The 20,666-nt window shown below is 49.6% G+C and carries 14 protein-coding genes; 3 read left to right on the forward strand and 11 right to left on the reverse strand.

Annotated features, from left to right (window positions below):
- Window positions 1–8: 8 nt before the first annotated feature.
- The 9 genes from H6995_08520 to H6995_08560 form a co-directional block, all read right to left on the reverse strand.
- The gene (locus H6995_08520; protein MCP5215039.1) at window positions 9–1,055 is read right to left on the reverse strand and encodes an efflux RND transporter periplasmic adaptor subunit; all 1,047 of its coding nucleotides are present in this window, start codon (window positions 1,053–1,055) and stop codon (window positions 9–11) included.
- Entirely contained in the window at window positions 1,055–1,753 is a 699-nt protein-coding gene (locus H6995_08525; GenBank protein MCP5215040.1) for a TetR/AcrR family transcriptional regulator, read from the reverse strand. Before H6995_08525 ends, H6995_08520 begins: the two co-directional genes overlap by 1 nt.
- A gap of 424 nt (window positions 1,754–2,177) precedes the next feature.
- A complete protein-coding gene (locus H6995_08530; GenBank protein MCP5215041.1) occupies window positions 2,178–4,142 on the reverse strand; it encodes an acetoacetate--CoA ligase in 1,965 nt (654 codons plus the stop codon).
- Window positions 4,143–4,229: 87 nt separating this feature from the next.
- Complete coding sequence (locus tag H6995_08535) at window positions 4,230–5,132, reverse strand: hydroxymethylglutaryl-CoA lyase (protein ID MCP5215042.1); 903 nt, start codon at window positions 5,130–5,132, stop codon at window positions 4,230–4,232.
- Window positions 5,133–5,134: 2 nt separating this feature from the next.
- A complete protein-coding gene (locus H6995_08540; GenBank protein MCP5215043.1) occupies window positions 5,135–7,153 on the reverse strand; it encodes an acetyl/propionyl/methylcrotonyl-CoA carboxylase subunit alpha in 2,019 nt (672 codons plus the stop codon).
- 7 nt (window positions 7,154–7,160) lie between these two features.
- Window positions 7,161–7,955: an enoyl-CoA hydratase/isomerase family protein gene (locus H6995_08545; protein MCP5215044.1), complete on the reverse strand. Its 795-nt coding sequence runs from the start codon at window positions 7,953–7,955 to the stop codon at window positions 7,161–7,163.
- A 45-nt stretch (window positions 7,956–8,000) separates the two neighbouring features.
- Window positions 8,001–9,608, reverse strand: a complete 1,608-nt coding sequence (locus H6995_08550) for a methylcrotonoyl-CoA carboxylase (protein ID MCP5215045.1) — start codon at window positions 9,606–9,608, stop codon at window positions 8,001–8,003.
- A 79-nt stretch (window positions 9,609–9,687) separates the two neighbouring features.
- Window positions 9,688–10,854 (reverse strand): isovaleryl-CoA dehydrogenase, encoded by a 1,167-nt coding sequence (locus H6995_08555; GenBank protein ID MCP5215046.1) that lies wholly within the window; start codon window positions 10,852–10,854, stop codon window positions 9,688–9,690.
- Window positions 10,855–10,889: 35 nt separating this feature from the next.
- On the reverse strand, window positions 10,890–11,279 hold the full coding sequence (locus H6995_08560; protein ID MCP5215047.1) for a MerR family DNA-binding transcriptional regulator: 390 nt from the start codon (window positions 11,277–11,279) through the stop codon (window positions 10,890–10,892).
- Window positions 11,280–11,674: 395 nt separating this feature from the next.
- Between H6995_08560 and H6995_08565 the strand changes: the two genes are divergently transcribed.
- The 3 genes from H6995_08565 to H6995_08575 all read left to right on the forward strand — a co-directional run bounded on the left by H6995_08565 (window position 11,675) and on the right by H6995_08575 (window position 15,109).
- Entirely contained in the window at window positions 11,675–13,000 is a 1,326-nt protein-coding gene (locus tag H6995_08565) for an MFS transporter (GenBank protein MCP5215048.1), read from the forward strand.
- Between the two features lie 156 nt (window positions 13,001–13,156).
- Window positions 13,157–14,374, forward strand: coding sequence for an MFS transporter (locus H6995_08570; protein MCP5215049.1), 1,218 nt, complete (start codon window positions 13,157–13,159; stop codon window positions 14,372–14,374).
- 99 nt (window positions 14,375–14,473) lie between these two features.
- Entirely contained in the window at window positions 14,474–15,109 is a 636-nt protein-coding gene (locus H6995_08575) for a TetR/AcrR family transcriptional regulator (GenBank protein MCP5215050.1), read from the forward strand.
- A 26-nt stretch (window positions 15,110–15,135) separates the two neighbouring features.
- On the opposite strand, the gene H6995_08580 is transcribed toward H6995_08575, so the two are convergent.
- Entirely contained in the window at window positions 15,136–16,488 is a 1,353-nt protein-coding gene (locus H6995_08580; protein ID MCP5215051.1) for an aminotransferase class III-fold pyridoxal phosphate-dependent enzyme, read from the reverse strand.
- A 124-nt stretch (window positions 16,489–16,612) separates the two neighbouring features.
- Window positions 16,613–20,377 carry a bifunctional proline dehydrogenase/L-glutamate gamma-semialdehyde dehydrogenase PutA gene (putA, locus tag H6995_08585; GenBank protein MCP5215052.1) on the reverse strand — a complete coding sequence of 1,255 codons (3,765 nt, stop codon included), beginning with the start codon at window positions 20,375–20,377 and terminating at the stop codon, window positions 16,613–16,615.
- Window positions 20,378–20,666: the final 289 nt, after the last annotated feature.

Here is a 20,666-nt window from a genome sequence, read left to right on the forward strand (position 1 = left end):
TGAGAGCATTAAAGTTGGTCGCAGGGATGGTTGTCGGATGTAATCGCCGAGGAACGATGCTGATCCAGCTCAATGCTAACTGTCGCAGGCATTCCGAGGCGCAGTTCATTGTTAGGATTGCACGCATAAATGCGCACCTGAAAGACCAGGTCCGTTCGTACCCTTGTGGTCTCGACCGATTTAGGGGTAAATTCTGCCGTTGGCGAAATATAGCCAACCCAACCACGATAGGATTTATCGGGGTAACTGTCGGTATGGATGTTAGCGAGCATACCTGGATTAATTTTACCGAGATCAGGCGCTTCGACATAAGCACGCACCCACACCGGATCGGTCAACGCGAGACTGTAAACCGGCTTTTGTGGCGAAGCCATGTCGCCGGGTTCCAGCATACGGTTTTGGATAACACCGGCGCTTGGCGCAGTAAGTGAGGCATCCGCAAGGTTACGTTGCGCAATCACAAGCTCCGCTTGGCGTGCCTGTAAGGTTGCTCTGGCAGCAGCAATATTCTCCTGACGCGGCCCCTCTAAGACTAGCTTCAGCACCTCCTGCATTGCCTTGGCTCGAGAATGGGATGCAGTTGCCGCCGTCTTGGCATCGTCACGTTGCTGTGTTGAAGCAAGGTTTTTTTGTTGTAACTCCAGTGCTCGTCGATAATTCGCATCTGCATTTTGCGCTTCGGCCTGAGCTGCATCGGCATCAGCTTGCGCCTTTTTAATTTCCTGAGGACGGCTACCGGTTTCTAAAATATGTAAAAGCTGCCGTTGTGCCAACACCTGCGCTTCGGCCCTGACTACCGCCGCCTGCAATCGCTGTGTATCAAGCTGGGCGAGTTGCTGTCCTGCTTCGACTTGCTCGCCCTCAACCACCATCATAGTAGCGATGCGTTCATTACCATTAAACGCAAGATCAACTTCCCGAATATCAACATTACCATAAAGTGTCAGCTGGTTTTCCGGTGCTCGGTGCACGCCAGTCAACCACCATCGGAGCCCGGCTGTGACAGCGACTAAAATCAAAATCAGGAATATTACTCGGCGTCGGTTAATTTTCATTATGCGCTTCCCACAAGGGTATCTGGATAATATAACGACAGTATGTGCTCTATCATTTGTTCTACCGACTCTTCGTCAAGTTTTAGTTGGAACACTTGCTCAACTACCGGCCGCGCGATGAACGGAAACGCTGCCATGCTGATCAACGACAGAGCGCTCAGTTGAGGTTGCAGGACGGCAACCTGATATCCCTCCTGTTTCCGCCGTTCCAGTAATCTCAGCAATAAACTATCCACTTTCAAACCAAAGAGCCTGATGAACTGCTCACGTAAACCGCCTTCTCGGTACAATATTTCCCGCACGATGAGATTGGGCAACCAAGGCTCTGCTAAAAGAGTTTTCATATAGCTCCTCAGAAAAGCGGCTATGGCATCACGACTATTCTCACTTTCGTTGTCTTGTAGCACTTCAAGTTGCGCCATCAGTGGTGCAAAACTTGTCTCCAGCATCGCCAGGTAAAGGCCTTCTTTATTGCCAAAATAATAATGCACCATTGCTGGATTTACGCCTACCGTGGCCGCAATCTGGCGTATTGAAACGGCTTTAAAATCACATCGTGCAAACTGTTCACGCGCTGCCTGCAGGAGGGCTGCACGTATTGCTTGCTCCTGATTTTGGCCAACCGGGCGACCGGCCCGGCGTATCTTTTCCTGTTTTTTCCTGACTCCAGATACGTGTTTATTTTTAGCTAGTTTCATAATATACAAAATTAATTAATTGTTTGATTAATATACTGCTTCAGTTAGTTATAAAATTCAAGTAAAGCTTGTTCTGGCGCCTGTAACACGCCAGAGATTAATCAGTGTAAAGATAACAATGACGACGCCGACAAGTTTTCGAATCACCTCGTTATTGGCGAAAACAAAACTACTGATAGACTAAGAGGCAGAGGTGTCGGCGTATATGGCCAGCGTGTTGCTATAACCAAACATGACCCACCAACCAATAAGCGAAGCTGCAAAAGGGAAACCTGGAAATGTTTTTTATAAAATGAGTGGGTATCACCTTCGTCTTTATAACTATTCGTAAAGAGCGCCTATTTCTTAACAACAAACATCCTGCGTAACAACAGACGAAGGGCTGTGATGACTGTTATGTTTTGTTCATGATAATTATGCCACGCTAGTTTTTTAGCTCTTCCAATTCCCTAAACAACGCCAACGCCTGCGGATTGGCCAGGGCATCAGTATTTTTTACCTTCTGCCCATGCACTACCTGGCGTACGGCTAATTCGACGATCTTACCACTGATGGTGCGCGGAATATCCGCCACCTGAATAAGTTTGGCGGGCACATGCCGAGGTGTGGTATTAGCACGAATGGTTTGACGGATTTTTTGTTTTAATTGATCGGTCAAGTGGATACCTTCACGCAGTACTACAAATAACACGACGCGCACATCATCATCCCATTCCTGTCCGATACAGATGCTATCGAGCACCTCTTCGACCTTTTCCACTTGGCGATAGATTTCTGCTGTGCCGATGCGTACACCGCCGGGATTCAACACCGCATCAGAGCGGCCATGAATAATTACACCACCCTCTTCAGTAATTTCCGCATAGTCACCATGCGCCCAGATATTGGGGTATTGCTCGAAGTAAGCGGATCGATATTTCTGCTCTTCCGGGTCATTCCAAAAGCCAACCGGCATCGAAGGGAAAGGCTTGATGCATACCAGCTCCCCCTTTTTCTGTTCGATATGCTTACCGTTGTCATCCCATATTTCCACCGCCATCCCCAGGCCACGACATTGCAACTGACCGGCGTATACCGGCAACGTTGGACAACCCAAAACAAAACAGGAAAGAATATCGGTACCACCGGAAATAGAAGACAGACAAAGATCGCTTTTGATGTCCCGGTAGACGTAATTAAAGCTCTCGTGGGACAGCGGCGAACCGGTCGACAGGATGGCTTTTAAATCAGTCAATTGATGCGAGTTTTTTGGCGTAACACCAGCCTTTTCCAAGGCTGCAATATATTTGGCGCTAGTGCCAAAGATTGAGATCCCCTCTTCGTCCACCATATCAATAAGGGCCTTTGGCTCAGGGTAAAAAGGTGAGCCATCGTACAATACCAGCGTTGCATCACGCGCCAAGCCGCTGGCTAGCCAATTCCACATCATCCAGCCGCAGGTGGTGAAATAAAAAAGCACATCGTCGAAGTTCAAATCAACATGGAAAGTATGTTCTTTTAAATGCTGCAATAGCGTACCGCCCGCGCTATGTACGATACATTTAGGAACGCCGGTGGTACCGGAGGAATACATAATGTACAGCGGATGGCTGAAAGGCATCTGTTCAAATACCAGCCCCGGAGTGTTTTCCTTGATTAAAAAATCGTCAAAGAGTACGACTTTCGGTAATGTCTCAATATTCAAATCCTGCGGCACCGAACGATGTGTAACGGGCACAAGAACCAGCTTTTCGATTGAATCAATTTTGCCCAGAATTTCAGCAATACGAGGAAGAGAGTCGATGGTTTTGCCATTATAAAAATAACCGTCGCAAGCAAATAACACCTTAGGTTGGATTTGCCCAAAGCGATCCATGACACCATTAATCCCAAAGTCCGGAGAACAGGAAGACCAAATTGCGCCGATACTTGCGGTTGCCAACATGCCGACAACGGTCTCTGCAACGTTTGGCATGAAGGCCGCCACTCGATCATTCGCAACGACACCCGCAGCACGTAGTGCTGCGGCCAATTGGGCAACCTTTTGATAAAGTTCGGCATAGCTCAGCACATGACGCTCACCATTCTCCAAGCGCGAAACAATAGCCACCTTTTCATCTACCGTGCGCAGCAGGTTTTCGGCAAAATTAAGCTTGGCGTCCGGATACCACTGCGCTCCCGGCATTTTGTCACCATCAAGCAATACACGATCACTGCCTTTCTCACCAATCACTCCTGTGTAATCCCACACTGCATCCCAAAACTTTTCGGGCTGTGTCACGCTCCATTGGTGCAGCGCTTGATAGCTTTCTGCGTCAACAGCACCATGATCCTTTAACCAGTGTGCAAATTTAGTGATATTGGCCGATTCTTTGCGTTCTGCGGTTGGGGTCCAGAGAGGGGTTAACATAGTTTATTCCTGGCATCAGTCGGATACGATAAACAGAGTCTGATGATAAACATCTAGATGGAGTATTTCCACAATGAAATAGTGAAACTAATTTTTGCTAATCAATGCATTAGCCACCTTGGAGCCCGTCCGACGCCCCAACGCCTGCATAATAAATTGGCCGGCCGCTATAAGACTCTCCAGGTCAACGCCGGTATCAATACCTAAACCATTGAGCATATAAAGCACATCTTCGCTCGCCACATTGCCGGAAGCACCCTTGGCATAGGGACAACCACCTAAACCCGCTACCGAGCTATCAATAACCGCGATGCCTAACTCCAGTGCCGCATAAATATTCGCCAGCGCTTGGCCGTAGGTATCATGACAATGCACTGCTAGCTGTTCGATGGCTACTTCCTTCGCAACAGCCTCGACCATCTGCTGCGTTTTGCGTGGCGTGCCAACCCCAATAGTGTCGCCAAGAGAAACCTCATAACAGCCCATGGACACTAGCTGTTTCGCCACCTGGACGACCGCTGAAACAGGCACTTCTCCCTGATAAGGACAACCCAAGACACAGGAAATATAGCCTCGTACTTTTATTCCTTGTGCTTTCGCTGCCATCATTATCGGCTCAAAACGTCGCAAGCTTTCCGCTACACTGCAATTAATATTCTTTTGCGAAAATTGTTCCGAAGCCGCCGCAAATATGGCGACCTCATCAACACCACAGGCTAGCGCATTTTCAAAGCCTTTGAGGTTAGGGGTCAATGCTGTATAGGTGACGCCCGGATAACGCTGAATTTGTCGCATCAACTCAGCTGAATCAGCCATCTGCGGCACCCATTTCGGCGACACGAAACTGGCCGCCTCAATGGTTTTCAATCCCGCCTGGGCTAAGCGATTGACCAGCTCCACTTTGACAGCGGTACTTATTTTGCCGGGCTCATTTTGCAAGCCGTCGCGCGGACCAACTTCGACCATTCGTACCTGTTTAGGTAACGCCATTGCTATTCCTCATCCGCCGTGAAGGTAACCAGTTGCGCGCCCTCATCAACCAGATCACCTTCTTTGAAAAACACCTCTGTCACCGTCCCTGCTGCCGGAGACTTGATGGTGTATTCCATTTTCATTGCTTCCATCACCACCAAACCCTGATCTGCTGCTACCTTCGCCCCAGCTGCGACCAGCACCGCCACAATCGTACCATTCATCGGCGCGCCAAGATTACCGGCATCTTCTTCAAATGCGTGCTCTTCCAAGCCCGGTTTACACCAGACATATTCTGTAGCACCGGTTTCAGTAAACAGGGTAATCCGGGCATTGTGCTCAGCAACCCAGACCGTGGATTGGTGGCCGTTAAGCACAACAGTGAGTCGATCATCTCGCAAGCGCCCACTGGCCAGAATTTTCTCATTCCCCAATTTCAGCAGATAACCTTCACCGCTGACCTCAGCGATCACCTCAACACTAGGTTGTTCCGTATCGGGCAGACTCAATTCCACCCGCAGCTGGTTTGATTCGTTGAGCCGCCAACCACTGAGACTGTACCAGGGAGAGTATGGATCACTGCTGGCAGCGGCATCCTTCACTCTTTGCTGGTGCTGCGAAATCAGCACATAGAGCGCCGCCTTTGCCAGATTTATCTGCTCTTGATCCGCCGCCACTTTATTTACCGGAAAAAGCCCGCTGCTATGCTTTTCAATAAAACCGGTGTCCAGGTTGGCCCGTTGAAACTCTGGATGATCAACCAAACGGCGCAGAAAGCTGGTATTGGTCTTCATTCCGGCTACGCGATATTCAAGTAGCGCCTGCGACATACGCTGCAAGGCACGCTCACGCGTCACATCCCAGACAATCAATTTAGCAATCATCGGGTCGTAATAGGGGCTAACCATATCCCCTTCCCTGACGCCGGTATCGACGCGGATATGTTTGTTTTCCGAAGGTGTACGCAGATACACCAGCTGCCCGGTGGCGGGCAAAAATTCGTTATCCGGGTCTTCCGCGTAAATCCGCGCCTCCAGTGCATGGCCATGCAGCACCAGTTGCTCCTGAGTTAGCGGCAGACTGTTTCCCGCCGCCACCTGTAACTGCCATTCCACCAGATCTTGCCCGGTAATTAATTCCGTCACCGGATGTTCCACCTGCAGGCGCGTATTCATTTCCATAAAATAAAAAGCGCCGTCCTTGTCGAGCAAAAATTCGACCGTTCCGGCACCGACATAATGAATCGCCTGTGCCGCTTTTACTGCCGCATCACCCATCTGCTGCCGTAACGACTCGGTCATGCCCGGGGCGGGAGCCTCTTCCAATACCTTTTGATGACGACGCTGTACCGAGCAATCACGCTCAAACAGATATATCGCGTTACCTTGCTGATCGGCGAACACTTGAATTTCGACATGTCGCGGCTGCGTCAGATACTTCTCAACCAACATGCGATCATCGGAAAAACCTTTCATCGCTTCGCGTTTGGCTGAGACCAGCGCGTCATCAAACTCCGGTTCAGACCAAACCACACGCATACCTTTACCACCACCACCGGCCGTTGCTTTCAGCAACACTGGGTAACCCATTTGATTAGCGGACTGTTTAAGTATCGCTGGAGATTGATCATCACCGTGATATCCCGGCACCAGTGGTACACCGGCTTTTTCCATAATGGTCTTGGCTGCACTTTTCGACCCCATGGCTTCGATAGCTTCTGTCGGTGGCCCGATAAAGCAGATACCCTGCGCTTCGCAGGCTTTCACAAAGGCGGCATTTTCCGACAAAAAACCATAACCGGGATGGATCGCGCTAGCACCCGATTGTTTCGCTACGTCAAGGATTTTATCGCCGCGTAAATAGCTCTCGACGCTCGCCGCCGGGCCAATACAATAGGCTTCATCCGCCATCGCCACATGCATCGAATTGGCATCCGCCTCTGAATACACTGCCACACAACGAATGCCCATTTTATGGGCCGTTTGGATCACGCGGCAGGCAATCTCACCGCGGTTTGCGATTAAAATTTTATTAAACATAGGCGCCCTATTTATTCCTAAGCCAGTTAGGTGTGCGTTTTTCCAAAAAAGCGGATAGTCCTTCCTGTCCCTCAGCGGACACCCGTATTTCGGCGATTAACTCACTGGTTCGTGCAATTAATACGTCATTGATTGGCTGCTCCGCCACCTCAAAAACCAGCTTTTTAGCCGCATAAATTGCCGCTGGGCTATTTGCCAACAACTGATCAAGCATCGCGTTCAGGGCATTATCAAGCTCTGACTCTTCAACCACTTTGGACACCAGACCAAGCTGCTCAGCGGTGGCCGCATCAAAGGCTTCAGCAGTAGTAAAATAACGTCTGGCCGCACGCTGCCCGATCGCTGCAATCACATAGGGGCTGATGGTTGCGGGCACTATGCCAATCTTCACTTCGCTCAAACAAAATTTGGCGCGCGTTGAGGCCACCGCCATATCGCAGCAACTTACCAGCCCGACCGCACCGCCGAAGGCAGCACCCTGTACCCGTGCCAGCGTCGGCTTGGGCAGAAAATTCAACACGCGAAGTAAATTGGCCAAAGCGCTGGCGTCAGCAAGATTTTCCTCAAAGCTGTATTGAGCCATGCGTTGCATCCAATTCAGATCGGCCCCGGCGGAAAAACTCTTACCCTCCGAGGCCAGCACCACAACACGTACTTGGTCATCGCTGGCAACCTGCTCCAATGCCCGGGTCAACTCTGCAATCAGCTGATCATCGAAGGCATTGTGCCGCTCCGGTCGATTCAGACTAATGGTGGCAACGCCGCGATCATCTGTTTGAATGATTAAATTCTGGACTGTCATTGTTTAAAACTCCTCATCAGCCACATTATCCGGCTAAAGCCAAACCTACATACGAAACACGCCAAATTTGGTCTCTTCAATCGGTGCGTTTAACGCCGCTGACAACGCTAACCCCAGGGTATTCCTGGTTTGTGCAGGGTCGATCACACCGTCATCCCAAAGCCGCGCACTGGCATAGTAAGGATGTCCCTGCTCTTCATACATCGCCATCACCGGTTTTTTGAATTCCGCTTCATCCTCGGCAGCCCAGGTTTCACCACGTTTTTCCATCGCGTCACGTTTGATCTGCGCCAGCACTCCGGCCGCCTGCTCACCGCCCATCACGGAAATACGGCCATTGGGCCACATCCACAGCATATTGGGATCATAGGCACGACCGCACATGCCATAGTTACCCGCGCCGAAGCTGCTGCCAATAATAACGGTAAACTTCGGCACTTTCGCGCAGGCTACCGCCGTCACCATTTTCGCTCCATTTCTGGCAATGCCGCCTGCTTCATACTTTTGCCCCACCATAAAACCGGTCACGTTCTGCAAAAAGATCAGTGGAATTTTGCGCTGTGCACAGAGTTCAACGAAGTGTGCTCCTTTGAGGGCCGACTCAGAAAACAGGATGCCGTTATTGGCGACAATCCCCACCGGATAGCCATGTATCCGGGCAAAACCGGTCACCAGTGTGGTTCCGTAGAGCTGCTTGAATTCATCAAAATCGGAACCGTCCACGATCCGTGCAATTACCTCCCTCACATCGTAGGGTTTGCGAATATCGTTGGGTACGATGCCGTAAATTTCTTCTGGGTGATACAAAGGTTCGATGCTGGGCTGCACATCCAGACAAGCCGGCTTATGGCGGTTCAATCGCGCCACCGCTTTGCGTACTAATTGCAGGGCGTGCTCGTCATTTTGCGCGTAGTGATCAGCCACACCGGAAGTGCGGCAATGTACGTCCGCGCCGCCTAAATCCTCAGCCGTGACGACTTCACCTGTGGCTGCTTTCACCAGGGGCGGCCCGCCTAAAAAGATAGTGCCCTGTTCCTTCACGATAATGCTTTCATCCGACATCGCGGGCACATAAGCCCCACCCGCCGTGCAGGAACCCATTACCGCGGCAATTTGCGGAATACCCTTGGCCGACATATTGGCCTGATTGAAAAAGATATGGCCGAAATGGTCGCGATCCGGAAATACTTCGTCCTGGGTCGGCAGATTGGCACCACCGGAATCGACCAGATAAATGCAGGGCAAATGACTGCGCTCGGCTATCGTTTGCGCGCGCAGGTGTTTCTTCACGGTGAGCGGGAAATAGCTGCCGCCCTTGGTAGTGGCATCGTTCGCCACAATCATGCATTCCTGGCCCGACACGCGCCCAATACCGGCAATAATTCCGGCGGAGGCGACTGGATCATCATATACCTGATAGGCGGCCAGCTGGCCGATTTCCAAAAAAGGCGAGCCTTCATCCAGCAGTGTTTGTATTCTATCGCGTGGCAGTAACTTACCACGCGCCAAATGGCGCTGTTGCGACGCCGTGCCACCGCCGAGTTTGATCTGTTCCAGCAACGACTGCAGATCCGCCACCAGCGCTTTCATCGCGGCTGCATTTTCCTGAAATTCCTGCGAATTGGTGTTTATCTTGCTTTTTATAACAGGCATAAGATAGTTTCCGTTATAGAGAGTGTCTGTTATCAAGGAGTTAACTGGTTTTTCTAAACTATTTTGTTAAATGGTTTCTTTAAATAGTTTCGTTAAACAATTCGCGGCCAATCAGCATGCGGCGAATTTCCGAAGTACCCGCGCCGATTTCATAAAGCTTGGCATCGCGTAGAAAACGTCCCGTGGGAAATTCATTGATATAGCCATTGCCACCCAACGCCTGAATCGCCTCGAGTGCCTGTTGCGTCGCCGCTTCTGCGGTGTAAAGGATAACCGCGGCGGCATCTTTGCGGCTTTCTTCACCACGATCACAGGCCTTAGCAACCGCGTAGAGATACGCTCGGCTGGCATTTAAGCGGGTGTACATATCCGCCACTTTACCCTGCATTAACTGAAACTCACCGATACTCTGGCCGAACTGCTTACGGTCATGAATATAAGGAATCACCACATCCATACAGGCCTGCATAATGCCGACTGGCCCGCCGGAGAGCACCGTGCGCTCATAATCCAACCCGGACATCAGCACGTTCACGCCGCGCCCTTCAACACCAAGGATATTTTCCTCCGGCACCTCGCAATCCTGAAATACCAGTTCGCAGGTATTCGACCCGCGCATACCCAGCTTGTCGAGCTTTTGTGCCTGGCTAAAGCCGGGGAAGTCTCTTTCAACGATAAACGCGGTAATGCCGGGCGCCCCAGCACTGATATCTGTTTTTGCGTAAATCACATAGGTATGCGCATCAGGACCGTTGGTAATCCACATTTTGTTGCCATTGAGAATATAGCGATCACCTTTTTTTTCAGCGCGCAGTTTCATGCCAACCACGTCGGAACCCGCACCGGGCTCACTCATCGCCAATGCACCAATATGCTCGCCGGAACAAAGTTTGGGTAAATATTTTTGCTTTTGCGCCTGAGTACCGTTTTTATGTATTTGATTGACACAAAGATTGGAGTGAGCACCGTAGGATAAGCCGATGGAGGCTGAGGCGCGACTGATCTCTTCCATCGCAATCACATGCGCCAAATAACCCATATTGCTACCGCCAAATTCTTCATCGACGGTGATACCCAGCAGTCCCAAATCCCCAAACTTTTTCCACATCTGATTGGGGAATTCATTTTCCTCATCCACCTGCGCGGCGATAGGCGCCAATTCTGCCTGTGAAAAACTCTCCGTCATGTCGCGCAGCATATTAATTTCTTCACCTAAATCGAAGTTCAGGGAATGGTAAGTACTCATGCGTTTTATCTCCTGGAGTTAACTGTTAGTGGCGGCTATTTGCTTTGCTGTCGTTTTTCCACCATCGCCTGTTGGCAAATCTTTTCAACTTCGCTCAAGTCCTTGAGCATCACCTCGATATCCTTACGTTTTTGATAAAGTTGATTGCGATGCTGCTCAATTTTGTCAATCAGCGCTTGCAGCTGTTCAAGGTTATCGGAACCCGGTGTATACATGTTGACGATCTGTCCAGCCTCCTCAAGACTTAAACCTAACCGACGCCCACGTAGAATCAGCTTTAATCGAGTTCGATCACGGTTACTGTAAACTCGCGTCTGCCCGCGCCTTACCGGAGACAGCAGGCCCTCATCCTCGTAGTAACGGATGGTTCGAGTCGTCACATCAAACTCTTTAGCTAAATCGGAAATTGAGTAGTTGTCGGTCATACAAGAGCCAATAAAGGTGATTTTTTGGTAACAGCGCAAAATATACAACAAAGTTTACGTTAACGTAAAGGTTAATAGCATAAATTTACACCACTTAAGAAATAACTCAGACTTTATTGAGGTCGCTTCACGTTACAGCGTTTAATTAGAGTGAACATGCAGATAACACCAACCTCCAAATGGTCGGGCTAGCCCTCCTATGAGAGCATCGGTGGCATCACACTATTACCAATCGAACACTGGACGGAACTCAGAAAAAATGCGAAGGTTCGTTGGCCTCGCACCCATAATAACGATAATCATTGAAGCCAATAATAACAACGGCATGCACTCAAGCCAGTGAGCATGGGAAAGAAGCCAAAGCTTCCTAGAATAATTACAAAGAGGTTTAAACTATGGCAACCGGAGCTGTATCCGATAGCGAAGAGCTTAATTTTATCCGTAAAGTGATCGATGAAGGCGGCGTTACCCGCGCCCAGATTTTAGTTATCTTAATTGCTCTTATTTTGAATATGCTGGACGGATTTGATGTCACGGCAATGGCATTTACCGTACATGGTATCGGCCAAGAACTAGAAATAGCAACAGGTCAATTAGGTATTGTTTTTAGCGTAGCACTTGCCGGTATGATGGTCGGCGCTATGTTCCTCGCTCCGGTTGCCGATATCCTGGGCCGCCGCAAAATGATTATAATATGCGTCAGCATGATCGGACTCAGCATGTGTGCGACCGGCATCGCCACGACCCTCTGGGAACTCATTTTTTATCGCGCCATTACCGGTTTGGGTGTGGGGGGGATGCTGGCAAGTTTGGCGGCGATAAGCGCCGAGTACACCCCAGCGAAATATCGCAGCCTAGCCGTCATGGTCATCACCGCCGGTTATCCTTTTGGCGCAACCCTTGGCAGCTTCATTGCCGCACCACTGATCCCTGTTTATGGTTGGGAAAGCGTGTTTTTTGCTGGTGGACTGGCGACACTAGCAATGCTAATACTAGTTTACTTTTTCATCCCAGAATCCCTACAATTTCTCCTCGCGAAACGCCGGGAGAATTCTCTGCCGCAAGTTAACGCTGTTTTAGCCCGACTTAAGCGACCGCCACTTAACACGCTGCCGGAAATAGACATCCAAGCCAAAAAAGATAAGGCGAATGTTTTAAGCCTTTTAACGCCGGGACGTAGAAGTAGAACGCTGACACTCTGGGCAAGCTTTCTTTTCTGTTTTATGAGCCTGTATTTTATGATGAGCTGGATTCCCAAACTGCTTATCAACGCAGGTTTCTCTGAATCCTTTAGCGTCTATGCAGCCGCCGCCTTTAACGGCGGAGCAGTCATTGGGATCATCACGCTGGGTTGGATTTCCGCACGCATTAGTCTTTCCAAACTGATCGGTACTTACCTGACCACATCCGCCGCGATGATGATTATTTTCGCCTATGCCGACGGCGTCACACACCTGTTTCCATATCTCATCGTCATCGGCTTTTTGTTGCAGGGCGGTTTCGTGGGTCTCTATGCCGTCGCGGCAAAAATTTACCCGACCGAATTACGCAGTACCGGCGTTGGCTGGGCAATCGGACTGGGACGAATGGGCGCGGTGCTTGGCCCTTATTTTGGCGGGCTCTTCATCGCCCAGGGAATTAGCATGGAAGTGAATTTCATCATTTTCGCTATCCCCCTAATTCTGAGCGGCCTGATCGCCTACACCTTAGCCGTTCGCTAATTCAGATTAAGGTCTCTCTGCGTAGATAAAATTACGCAGAGAGGTTGCTTTCTTTACTTTTTAGCTCGATTGGACTATTTTAATCTGCCTGTGTTCAATCACTATCCGTTGTCAAACCATATCTATAACTACAACTATAAACGGGGGCAAATCTACATGATAAAACTGCTCTTTAGCGACGAAACCAACAAGCTTGATGTTAATTCCACTCGTTCTATCGCTTCGATTATTTATTTAGCAGTGGTCGGAGTTTGTGTTTTTATCGTGCAACCTGGATTTGTGCAGGGTCTCGTCGAATCGCTGGGCTTAACGCCAGAGCAAGCCGGATATATTGCTTCAGCAGAAATGTGGGGATTAGCCGCGACTACTATCCTGCTTAATTTTTTTGTTGGGCGTTTCGACTGGCAAAAGTTAACCTTCTGGTTTCTGCTCATCGCTGTTATTGGCAACCTCGCCTCCATTGGACAAAAAGACCCCTTGATGCTTGGCCTTTTCCGTACCCTTACCGGCGTAGGTCTGGGAGGCATGATTTCTCTGCCTTTTGCAATGATGGGGTTAACCCAGAACCCCGACCGCAACTTCGGCCTTATCGTGACCTGGGTGCTAATCTATGGAGCACTTGGATTATTCGTGATGCCGTTAGCGCTTAGCACTATTCAGCTTGATGGCGTTATTATTTTCTTCGCCGTTTTTTGCGCTGGCGGTATTTTTCTGATCCGCTATTTACCGAAACGAGCAAACGATCATGTCGAGCAGCACCTACTCACCGATCATTTCTCCACTACAGTGAAAGCCTCCACCTTGCTCGCTATTTTAATATTCAACTCAGCTATCGGTATTGTCTGGGCCTACCTATTTCTGGTAGGAACCAACGCCTCACTGTCGGAACAAAGTGTCGCTAATGTACTGACGATATCACAGTTCCTTGGCGTTGCCGGTGCATTTTTAGCCGCCATTCTAGCAGCTCGCATAGGTCGTTTTATTCCATTGACTATTGCCGTGATAGGCTGCGGTGCTGGAATTTCCTTGTTGTTAGGCGACGTCACCTATTTCCTCTACTCACTTGCGGTTTACCTGTTTAACTTTCTTTGGAACATCGCGCAGCCCTACCTGCTCGCACTCATGGCGAGCTTCGCCGATGGCGGAAAAATGATTGTGCGCGGAGTAGCATTACAGATGGTAGGCTTTGCGGTAGGCCCCTACATCGGAGCCAACCTGTTGCGCGAATCAGGCACAGGAATGTACGACCTGGTAAACCTTGCTGGTGCAGTTCTTTTTGTTTTAAGCTGGGTTTTCTTACTGCCCGCACTCAAGGTACAAAAAAATACATCATCAGTATCTCCCAGTGTTGAAGAGCTGAAAGGTTTATCCTAACCGGCTTTACCAAAAACTAAACAGCTTTAAACAATGCTCGCTTTTAGAAAATTAGGTTAATATGATTTTGCTACAGAGATTACTTGTTAGAGATCAGCGATGAAGTCAGCCCCCAAAGCCATAGCCTTAAGTCAAGGTAAAATCACCGGTAGCCAGGAGCGCAGCCAGCGTAGGATTAAAGAGATTCTTAAATCCGCTCAGCATATTTTGGTCACTGAGGGCTTTCACTGCTTAAGTCTGCGTAAAATCGCTCAGCACATGGGCATTAGTAATGGCAATGTCACCTATTATTTTGCGAATAAAGAGGTGTTATTGAAAGCGCTGATTGAAGATAGATTAACACGCTACGATGAGGAGTTTGAAAAAGAAGCAGCGAAATTCCCGCATGCGCCCGACAAGAGAATCACCGCCTATTTTCATTACTTAATTGCCGATGCGCAGGTTCAGGAATCGAGGAGTTTTTTTTACCAGCTTTGGGGATTGTCCATCCACAGCTCAATTGCCGCCGAACTACGTGACCACGTATATCATCATTTTTTGAGCCAAGTATTGGTTCAGCTAGAGGCAGCTCGCCCCGAATTGAACCAGCAAGAGCTTCTGAACAGAAGTTTTCTACTGATGAGCTTGATCGAAGGACTCAATGTTATCTTTGGTTCAAGCAAAAAGTTTCTCGCCCAATTCGATGACATCGAATCCATTTTAGCCGATCAGGTGCTGGATATTATTAACCGCTAGGGAACCAAGCACCCATTTCAACTCAGTTACTTATCAACTTCATCAAAGGCCTTGGTTAGCGCCGCCGTTAATTCATCCACATTTTCACAAGTAAAGGTTAGCGGTGGGGATATGATCAACTTCGGTCCAACAGCCCTGACCAGTACACCCTCGCGCTCTGCCACGTTTGCCAGCTTCTTTGAAAAACCACCTAGCGGATCAACCGATTGCCTGGTTTTCTTATCCACAACAAGATCCAACGCCAGCATCAAACCCTTTCCGCGCACCTCACCCACCGAGCGATAGCGTTCTTCAAATGGTTTGAGTTGCTCCATCATGTACGCACCTACCACACGCGCGTTATCGGGCAGTGCTTCTTTCTCAACGATACCGAGCGACGCCAAGCCTGCTGCGCAGCCCACTGGATGTCCGGAATAGGTAAAACCATGCATAATCATCGCATGTGGCGATTCCAAATCAAAAGCGGCGGCGACTTTTTCGTTAAACACCGCGGCACCGAGCGGCACATAGGCTGAACTCAGACCCTTCGCGAAGCACATGATATCAGCTTTAACTCCCCAACCTCGGCTTCCAAACAGATTACCGGTACGGCCAAAACCAGTGACCACCTCATCAGCGATGAGTAGCACATCGTAACGATCACAGACTTCCCGCACCAACGGCCAGAAGTTGGCTGGCGGCACAATCACTCCACCGGCCCCCTGAACTGGTTCGGCGATAAAGGCGGCAACCATATCCGGCCCCTGAGATTGAATTTCGCGTTCTAAAATTCCCGCGCAAATAGCACCCAACTCTTCGGGATCTTCAGTCCAGGGATTACGGTAGGTAAAGGGGCTATCAATTTGATAACAACCCGGCAACACCGGCTCAAACGCGCGCTTATGCACACCAGTATCCGTGACCGAAGTCCCCCCCAAATGGACGCCATGATAAGCATTTTTAAGAGAAATATACTTAGTTTTTTCCGGCTGACCTTTTAACTTCCAATAGTGACGGCTCATTTTCAACGCTGTTTCAACCGAGTCTGAACCACCCGAGGTAAACAGCACTTTGCGCATCCCTTCCGGCTCAAGCATGCTGATTAATTTGGCCGACAGTTCAATCGCCGGGGGGTTAGAAAATTCAGTGAAGGTTTGGTAGTAAGGCAAAGTGGAAACCTGTTCGGTAATCGCCTTAATCATCTCTGGGCGGTTGTAGCCGACATTGACGCACCACAGGCCACCTTGGGAATCCAAATACTTATTACCGTCGATATCCCAGACGTAAACACCATCACCACGAGCAATAATCATCGGCTTATTAGCCTTGGTCATATAGGGCGCCGTCATGGGGTGCAGCATCTGCTTGGCGTTATTCGCTTTGATATCTTCTATTTTCATTATTCGTTCCTCACGCTTTGAAAGATAAGCCTAGTAGTACGATTGATAAAACAGTCGCAATTATTAGCTCAATCGCCCTATTTTGTCAATAATCTTGCTCGGTTAGGCTAATACGTATGATGTTTTAATCCTCGTTCAGGGCTAGCAGGGAAGGATTCCCTCCCGAAGCGGTGGTATTTGTAGAAACAACTTTCTCCAGCATTAACCGTCGTAACAGCAAAGGTTCTGCCATTTCTGTGATAAGCGGTAGCAGCCCATTCTCGCGTTGGCACAGCATCTGATAAATGCAGTGACTTTGCTCAGGGCTACCCTGAATAAGCACCCCAGTTATTTGCTTAGCCAGTATGAGCCGCCGCAAACTCAGTTCGTCTAACGTCCAGGGTTGTTGGATCAATAGGCTACCTTTACTATTTAACTTTGCTTGCTGTTGCACGGAAAACCCACCCTCCCGGCACAGGTGCAATACCGTATTGCCCGCCAGCAACGCTGTCAGCACTTGTCTATTTAATTCGTCTTCCTGTTCAGTATGACTGCGCAAATCAAGACTGAGCAGCAGCCCACGCGGCTCGTGAATCAGTTGGTTCAGCTCTCCGGTAGGGCCAACTAATGTCATCGGTTCCTGTTGAAACCTACAAACTTCGTCGGCCAACAGCTGGTATTGGTGCATCCAATTGGCTTGCTTATTCTCATCAAAACCAGCTTCAATTGCTGCTCGCAATAGCGCTGCTCTTGCGACTACCGGCTGATACCGCCAGTGTGCGTAGCCTTGTTCAAGTTGCTCAAGCAATTTATCGATTGTACCCGTTTGTTCGAAAACTGAATTCGACCACGGAACCTCCGCTTCAGTCGGCACAGCTAATCCCGTAGTGCGCATCAGCCGGTACAAATAGTCCGGCCCTCCCGCCTTTGGACCGGTACCCGACAGGCCATGCCCTCCGAAGGGTTGTACGCCCACCACCGCGCCAACCATATTACGATTAACGTAAATATTACCGGCTTTAACTCTCGCTACCGCTTTATTCGCCGTCGCCTGAATCCGCGAGTGCAGACCAAAGGTTAAGCCAAAACCGGTACTGTTCATTGCAGAAAAAACCTCTTCCAATGCCTCGGCACGATATCTGATGACATGCACGACCGGGCCAAAAACTTCCTCCTTAAGGACATCAATATGTTCAATTTCGTAAAGCCTTGGCGCAAAATATGTACCCCGTGTGCACTCCTCGTTTAGCTCGCAGGCGTAGAGCAGCTTGACTTTTTCTTGTAAATACTCAACATGGCTATTGAGCGCGGTTAAGGCTTTCTTATCAATGACCGGACCAACATCTGTGTTTAACCATGCGGGGTCGCCGACCTTCAGCTCGCGCATCGCACCAATCAGCATCGCAATAATTTTGTCGGCAATCTCCTCCTGTAAAAATAGCACTCGCAATGCCGAGCATCTCTGCCCTGCACTTTGAAAGCCAGAGGCAATAACATCGGCCACTACCTGTTCCGGCAATGCGGTCGAGTCAACCAGCATGCAGTTTTGCCCACCCGTTTCGGCGATCAACGGAATCGGCTCTCCCGCACGCTTCGCTAACACTCGCGCAATCCAAGTCCCCGTTGCAGTCGAACCCGTGAACATAACCGCCTGGATGCAGGGATCAGGAATCAGTATTTCTCCCACAACACGACCAGGGCAATGAACCAGTTGCACCAGTTTTGTCGGAAAACCACAGCGCTGCATAAGCTCCAGGGTGCGCTGTGCGATGAGTCCGGTTTGTTCGGCGGGTTTGGCGATAACGGCATTACCCGCTGCGATGGCAGCGCTGACCTGCCCTAGAAAGATCGCCAATGGAAAATTCCAAGGACTAATGCAGAGCACCACACCGCGTGGTATCAAACCATTGCCATGCGCCGAAGCTATTTGCTGGGCTTGCTGCGCATAATAACGACAAAAATCTACCGCCTCCCTAATTTCTGAGATACTGTCCTTGAGGGTTTTACCGGCCTCTTTGATACAGAGTGCAATTAATTCATCGCGTTCTTGTTCGAGCATGTCGGCCAAGCGATAAAGACAACTGGCGCGAGCTGCGACAGTGCGTGCAGACCATTCTTGAAAAGCTAGTGAGGCGGATTCTAGCATCGTCGCAAAGTTTTCAGTTTTAGTCACCACTAACCGGCCTAATATCTCGTCGTTGTTCGCCGGATTAATGGCCCAACGAAACGCCTCTCCACTGGCATCTTTATCATGCCGAATATTCGTTTTGCACCAGCTTTCAACGCCATCCTTAACCTCGATCAGCGCTTGCACTTCGGTCAAATCCAACCCGCGCGAATTGCGGCGCTCTGCCCCATAAATATCCCCCGGCAAAGGAATCTGCGGATTGGCTTTCTGTACCCAGCTTTTCACCTTCGCCACAGGGTCTTGAATGAGTTCGGCGATAGGTACCTGATCGTCAACAATATTATTCACAAAGGAAGTGTTCGCGCCATTTTCCAACAGCCGTCGCACTAGGTAAGCTAATAGGTTCTCATGCTCTCCGACAGGAGCATAAATACGACAGGGTATTTGGTATTCCTTTAGCAGCAAGTCATAAAGCTCTTCACCCATGCCATGCAAGCGCTGGAACTCAAATCCCCCACTATCTCCAGCCAATTCCATAACTGCCGCAACTGAATAGGCGTTATGGGTGGCAAACTGCGGGTAAACCAGGTCTCGGTTGGCGAGCAATAACCTTGCGCAAGCCTGGTAGCAAACATCAGTCGATGCCTTACGGGTAAACACCGGATAATCCGCCAGGCCATCGAGCTGACTCAGTTTGATCTCGGTATCCCAATAGGCCCCTTTTACCAAACGCACCATCATTGTTTTACGGTGGTGCCGACAAAGCTCAAGCACCCATTCGACAACCGCTAGCGCTCGTTTTTGATAGGCCTGAACTGCCATGCCAAAGCCGTCCCAACCAGCTAAATCCGAGTCGCTAAAAAGTTGTTCGATAAGATCCAGCGACAACTCCAAGCGCTGAGATTCCTCTGCATCAATGGTAAAACCGATATTTGCCTGCTTCGCCAGTAGCGCCAGCGACTTCACACGCGGCAACAGCTCAGACATCACCCGCTGCGATTGTGCAAACTCATAGCGCGGATGCAACGCCGATAATTTAATTGATATTCCCGCGCTATCAATGGGATTACTGCCCTGTGATGCTTGCCTGATAGCCGCAATCGCCCGTCGATAATCAAGTTCGTAGGCGTCCGCATCCGCCATGGTGCGTGCGGCTTCCCCCAACATATCGTAGGAATAGCGATAACCCTTGGACTCCTGCTTTCGTGCATTGGCGATCGCTTCCTCGATATCGCGACCGAGTACAAACTGCGTCCCCATAATCCGCATAGCCTGTTTCATCGCGGCACGAATCACTGGCTCGCCCAACCGACCCACGACCTTCTTAAGCAGACCGACATCGGGTTCAACCCCCTCTTGATTGAAACCGATGATTTTTCCAGACAACAATAACCCCCAGGCTGAGGCGTTCACAAAAAGCGAATCTTTGTTGCCTAAATGGGATGACCAGTTACCGTCCAAGAGCTTATCTCTAATCAAGCGATCCGCAGTAATATCATCCGGCACCCGCAGCAAAGCCTCCGCCAAACACATCAGCACCACACCCTCTTTAGTGGAAAGCGCATACTCATTAAGTAAATCCTGAATACCAGTGTTGGCAGTGCGTGCACTACGAATAGCTGACACTAAACGCAACGCCTCTTCACTGACCCGATAGTTTGCCGAGCTGGTAAGTTCCGCTTGAGGTAACAGGCGAGCTAATACTTTGTCTTCCGATTCCCGGTAACTCGACCGCATAGCCGCTCGCGATATATCGGTTTGTCGTGGCGAAATGAACAACATAACGGTAACCCTGGAAGCGTTATCTCTTCCGAATAATAATGATTTTTACTGACTTTTAGATTGCTGATCACCCATTTATTCAATATTTTATGCGGTTATTTTTGGGACTAGTAAAATTTGTTTTTATAGAAAGCCAAACCGGAAGTAGAGGAGTACTGGGAGGGTCGCTAGTGGCTTTGATTATCTATTGAAGCAGCTTCATTCTGGGTGACAAGAACTCATACCTGCGCTGTTATCGAACCAATTAAACAGGCCCTCTATCCAACTGGCACCTGCTGCTCTATCGCTG

Source organism: Pseudomonadales bacterium, from assembly GCA_024234615.1.
Taxonomy (GTDB): Bacteria; Pseudomonadota; Gammaproteobacteria; order Pseudomonadales; family IMCC2047; genus JAJFKB01.

What these genes read in the sequence shown, in the direction of transcription:
- H6995_08570 (MCP5215049.1), top strand. Translation starts at nt 13,157, where the DNA reads ATGATAAAACTGCTCTTTAGCGACGAAACCAACAAGCTTGATGTTAAT.
- H6995_08555 (MCP5215046.1), bottom strand. Translation starts at nt 10,854, where the DNA reads ATGAGTACTTACCATTCCCTGAACTTCGATTTAGGTGAAGAAATTAAT.
- H6995_08560 (MCP5215047.1), bottom strand. Translation starts at nt 11,279, where the DNA reads ATGACCGACAACTACTCAATTTCCGATTTAGCTAAAGAGTTTGATGTG.
- H6995_08565 (MCP5215048.1), top strand. Translation starts at nt 11,675, where the DNA reads ATGGCAACCGGAGCTGTATCCGATAGCGAAGAGCTTAATTTTATCCGT.
- H6995_08520 (MCP5215039.1), bottom strand. Translation starts at nt 1,055, where the DNA reads ATGAAAATTAACCGACGCCGAGTAATATTCCTGATTTTGATTTTAGTC.
- H6995_08545 (MCP5215044.1), bottom strand. Translation starts at nt 7,955, where the DNA reads ATGACAGTCCAGAATTTAATCATTCAAACAGATGATCGCGGCGTTGCC.
- H6995_08575 (MCP5215050.1), top strand. Translation starts at nt 14,474, where the DNA reads ATGAAGTCAGCCCCCAAAGCCATAGCCTTAAGTCAAGGTAAAATCACC.
- H6995_08550 (MCP5215045.1), bottom strand. Translation starts at nt 9,608, where the DNA reads ATGCCTGTTATAAAAAGCAAGATAAACACCAATTCGCAGGAATTTCAG.
- H6995_08525 (MCP5215040.1), bottom strand. Translation starts at nt 1,753, where the DNA reads ATGAAACTAGCTAAAAATAAACACGTATCTGGAGTCAGGAAAAAACAG.
- H6995_08580 (MCP5215051.1), bottom strand. Translation starts at nt 16,488, where the DNA reads ATGAAAATAGAAGATATCAAAGCGAATAACGCCAAGCAGATGCTGCAC.
- putA (MCP5215052.1), bottom strand. Translation starts at nt 20,377, where the DNA reads ATGTTGTTCATTTCGCCACGACAAACCGATATATCGCGAGCGGCTATG.
- H6995_08540 (MCP5215043.1), bottom strand. Translation starts at nt 7,153, where the DNA reads ATGTTTAATAAAATTTTAATCGCAAACCGCGGTGAGATTGCCTGCCGC.
- H6995_08530 (MCP5215041.1), bottom strand. Translation starts at nt 4,142, where the DNA reads ATGTTAACCCCTCTCTGGACCCCAACCGCAGAACGCAAAGAATCGGCC.
- H6995_08535 (MCP5215042.1), bottom strand. Translation starts at nt 5,132, where the DNA reads ATGGCGTTACCTAAACAGGTACGAATGGTCGAAGTTGGTCCGCGCGAC.